Here is a 3,069-nt window from a genome sequence, read left to right as displayed (position 1 = left end):
TGCAAAGGACTGACCCACCATGACGCTTGCAACCTGGCTGACCGTGGTCACCATCTGCATTCTGGGCGCTATGTCCCCGGGACCCTCGCTGGCACTGGTGCTCAAGCAGACGCTCACCGGTGGTCGGCGCAACGGCATCATCACCGCTCTTAGCCATGGCATCGGTGTCGGCATCTATGCCTTTCTGAGCATCCTCGGGCTCGCCGCCATCATCACCGCCTCGCCAACGTCGTTTTCAATTCTGCAATGGGGCGGCGCCCTGTACCTGGCCTGGCTGGGCGTGAAAGGACTGATGGCAAAGCGGCAGGCGGATGACGAACTGCCCGAGCCGCCCACCACCAAAAGTGCGGCCCGTGACGGTTTTCTGATTGCCTTCTTCAACCCGAAAATCGCGGTATTCTTCCTGGCCCTGTTCAGTCAGGTGGTGGGCACCGACACCAGCCTGATGGCCAAGTTCGGCTATGCCGCAACCGCCCTTGTCATTGATACCAGCTGGTACCTGATCGTTGCCTGGCTGTTCTCCAACCCGAAATGGCTGACCCTGCTCAGACAGAAAGCCGTGTGGTTCGAGCGTATCTTCGGGGCCATTCTCATTGGCCTGGCCGGCCGTCTGGTTGTCGGCATTCTGAACGGGAAATAACCGGCTCAGCCCGCCAGCTGGACAATCTCATCGTACTCGCGCGTCTGGACCACCTGCTCGGCAGCAGGCTCTGAGGCCAGCCTACACGCCTCATTGACCATGGCATTGGCCACCGTTTGCGCCTCGATGCCGCGGTACTTATCCAGGGGACCGATCAGCAGACGGTTCACCAGTGGCATCGCTTTTATGCCCAGGGCCTCGGCGGTGCGCTGTTCTTTGCGATCGCCCAACAACAGACTCGGGTGATAGATGGACAGGTAGGGATAGTCGAGATCTCTCAGGGCGTCTTCAAGCTCGCCCTTTACCCGGTTATAGAAAATAGTCGACGACGACGAGGCTCCAATCGCAGACATCAGGATGAACGCTCGTACTCCACGGGAGCGACCCAGCTCACCCGCTTTCATCGGGTAGCCCAGATCCACCTTCCGGAACTGATCCTGTGAGCCCGCTTTTTTGATGGTGGTGCCCAGGCAGCAGATAATCACATCCACATCGAACAGTTCGGCGTGATCCTCCAAGCGATCGAAATCGACTTCATGCTGTGCCAGTTTGTCATGCAGCGTCGGCAGTTTGTGCCTCACCAGCGCCACCACCTGCGTAACCTCTTCTCTGCCCAGCAAACCCTGTAGCACTTTGCCACCAGTCAGGCCGGTAGCGCCCAGCAACATCACCCTCATAACCGTCTTTCCCCCATAACCGACTTACCATCCTACCAAAGACCCGCAACAAACGCTGACAGGATGGCGTAAGTCTCCCCGACCGCGGATACTAACGATAAAATCAGAGTTTTACTTTACGGGTAACGGAGACCTGCTTGAAATCGCTTTTGCTTATCCTCGTGACTGTCACCTTCCTGACCGGCTGCCAGGAATCCCCCACTGGTCGGAACCGGCTGGCTCTGGTACCCGATGCCGTTCTGGCTGATATGGGCCAGGAAAGCTTCGCGCAGATAAAGCAGCAAAATGCCGTAATCACAAGGCCTGACATCAACCGCTTAGTGCAGTGCATTACGGAGGCCCTGGTCAGCGCCGCCCACACCCGATATCCGGACGCTCCAATGCCCCAGTCCTGGGAGATTGCCGTCTTTGAAAATGCCACTCCCAACGCTTTTGCCCTCCCCGGAGGCAAGATCGGCGTGCATTCAGGGCTACTTGAACTGGCCGAAAACCAGGCCCAACTGGCCACGGTCATTGGTCATGAAATAGCCCATGTTCTTGCCGACCACGGCAATGAACGCCTGACCCAGGAACTGGGCCTGCAAGCAGGAATGCTGCTGGTGGGCCTGTTCACCGAAAGTGAAATTGCGGAGAACCAGATACAGCAGGCTCTGGGCATTGGCGCCCAACTGGGTATTACGCTGCCGTTCAGTCGTGCCCATGAGGAGGAGGCCGATTTGATGGGCCTGGAAATCATGGCCCGGGCCGGTTTTGAACCGGGCCAGAGTGTCAGGCTTTGGCAGAACATGGCGCAGGCTTCGGGCGCACAACCGCTGGAATTTCTGTCCACCCATCCGAATCACGACACCCGCATTGCCTCCCTGCAAAATCAGCTGGAGACTGCCCGCTCGGTTTTCGAAACGGTTCCTCCAGCCAACTGTCAGATCTGATCAAGTCGCACTCACCGTATAATTGACTATCATCAAGTCTAGCGGCGCGTTAAAACTGAGGCAGATTCCATGGTGGAACGCTTGCCACATCCGGATGGTTTCCGGCTGGTCCTGACACCCAACCGTTCCCTCAGCTGGCATGGCAATGTCCGGATCTGGGCCGCCCTGTTCGTGCTTTCAGCCCTTATCGCAACGGGCTTTACGCTTATGGGCGCCTGGGTGATTATTCCGTTTGCCGGGCTGGAGCTGATTGCGCTCGCTTGCGGCATCTACCTGACCTCGCGGGAGTGCCAGCGGCAGGAGGTGCTGTCCATCGACGATGAGGACATTCATCTGGAGAAAGGCAGAAAGCGCAAGCAGGCCGAGTGGACCCTTCCCACCCGTTATGCGCGGCTCAGGGTTGCCTCACCGCCGCACCCGTTCACACCGGCGAAGCTCTCTCTGACCCATCGGGATACCGAAGTATCAATTGGCGGCTTCCTGAACATCGAGGATACCGAAAAGCTCATTGGCATGCTTGAGAAGAACGGGTTGCTGATCGAACGCAAAGAGCCCGATCCGCAGATCGGGCTCTGGTTCTGAAAATTCCGCCCATCCCTGATTGCTTATTCGTAGCTGGCAGCGATTCTTTCGATCTCTCCAGCCTCACGAGCCTCGTCCAGAGCCTGCTGGAGATCCTCGATCACAGCCGGATCGGTATTGTTGCTGAATGCCAGATACATGGGCGTCTCCCGGAATACCAGCACCGGCTGCAGCCCGGTGATACCGTGCTCTTCCTCTGCCATCAGGGGGCCCACCAGGCCGTCGGTAACCCACAGGTCGG

General features: G+C 58.1%; 4 protein-coding genes and 1 pseudogene. 3 read left to right on the top strand and 2 right to left on the bottom strand.

Annotated elements, in window-relative coordinates; genetic code table 11:
- Nucleotides 1–19 precede the first annotated feature (19 nt).
- Complete coding sequence (locus tag B2W52_RS16880) at nt 20–640, top strand: LysE family translocator (RefSeq protein ID WP_053112777.1); 621 nt, start codon at nt 20–22, stop codon at nt 638–640.
- Nucleotides 641–645: 5 nt separating this feature from the next.
- Here B2W52_RS16880 and B2W52_RS16875 read toward each other — a convergent pair whose 3' ends face one another.
- Nucleotides 646–1,317: an NAD(P)H-binding protein gene (locus B2W52_RS16875; RefSeq protein WP_273018393.1), complete on the bottom strand. Its 672-nt coding sequence runs from the start codon at nt 1,315–1,317 to the stop codon at nt 646–648.
- Between the two features lie 137 nt (nt 1,318–1,454).
- Between B2W52_RS16875 and B2W52_RS16870 the strand changes: the two genes are divergently transcribed.
- Together B2W52_RS16870 and B2W52_RS16865 are read left to right on the top strand one after the other, a co-directional pair.
- The gene (locus tag B2W52_RS16870; protein ID WP_053112778.1) at nt 1,455–2,246 is read left to right on the top strand and encodes a M48 family metallopeptidase; all 792 of its coding nucleotides are present in this window, start codon (nt 1,455–1,457) and stop codon (nt 2,244–2,246) included.
- Nucleotides 2,247–2,315: 69 nt separating this feature from the next.
- Entirely contained in the window at nt 2,316–2,828 is a 513-nt protein-coding gene (locus B2W52_RS16865; protein ID WP_008173864.1) for a DUF2244 domain-containing protein, read from the top strand.
- 23 nt (nt 2,829–2,851) lie between these two features.
- Here B2W52_RS16865 and B2W52_RS16860 read toward each other — a convergent pair.
- Nucleotides 2,852–3,069: pseudogene (locus B2W52_RS16860) on the bottom strand (substrate-binding periplasmic protein); the annotation flags it as partial.

The organism is Marinobacter sp. UBA2498, from assembly GCF_002341575.1.
GTDB classification, from domain to species: Bacteria; Pseudomonadota; Gammaproteobacteria; order Pseudomonadales; family Oleiphilaceae; genus Marinobacter; species Marinobacter manganoxydans.
This window is presented reverse-complemented; position numbering and strand designations above follow the sequence as displayed.

Excerpts from the sequence above, each read along its gene's own strand:
- B2W52_RS16880 (WP_053112777.1), top strand. The coding sequence starts at position 20 with ATGACGCTTGCAACCTGGCTGACCGTGGTCACCATCTGCATTCTGGGC.
- B2W52_RS16875 (WP_273018393.1), bottom strand. The coding sequence starts at position 1,317 with ATGAGGGTGATGTTGCTGGGCGCTACCGGCCTGACTGGTGGCAAAGTG.
- B2W52_RS16865 (WP_008173864.1), top strand. The coding sequence starts at position 2,316 with ATGGTGGAACGCTTGCCACATCCGGATGGTTTCCGGCTGGTCCTGACA.